This is a genomic window from Vibrio sp. 1288, from assembly GCF_033344475.1.
In genome coordinates this window covers 1-524 of sequence record NZ_JAWPOX010001098.1, presented here as the reverse complement: position 1 = coordinate 524, position 524 = coordinate 1, and the positions used below count along the sequence as shown (strand labels likewise).

The 524-nt window shown below is 40.6% G+C and carries 1 pseudogene; it reads right to left on the bottom strand.

The features are described 5' to 3' along the window. Positions 1 to 343, bottom strand: a pseudogene (locus R8O11_RS31105) (methyl-accepting chemotaxis protein); the annotation flags it as partial. Between the last annotated feature and the right edge of the window lie 181 nt (positions 344 to 524).

Here is a 524-nt window from a genome sequence, read left to right as displayed (position 1 = left end):
CAGAAAACACAGCTTTGTTCTTAGCTTCTAGCGACGCAATAAACTGTTTAACAATAATGTCTGGCGTCGCGGCCGTCTCTGCGCTTAATTCGATAATTGAACGCGCTTGCTTTAGGTTCGCCAACACTGGCTCTAACTGGTTGGAAATATTCAGCCCTTGCTGAATCGCCGTATTGCTCAGGTCGGTCGTGGTGGCTTCGTTCAGTTGAGATTTTACTTTTGTAGTGATTTGTTCATTCACTTGCGTGAACGCATTGGTTGTCATACCCATTGCAATCAATAGAGTGAAGGCCATTGCCCCACCCGCACTGACAGCAATTCGAGTGCGTATACTGTTAAACATGATAGCCTCACAAATTGATTTTTATCTGGCATTAAGCATTGGAAGGATCATGGATTTTAAACAAGTTAAGTTAATAGGAGACTTTCGCTTATGAACAGATCAAGAACAGAAAATGTAGTTTTATTAATAATAATAAAATAATGCAGCGTTTCGCTTGTGCATGAAACCATTGATTTGATTG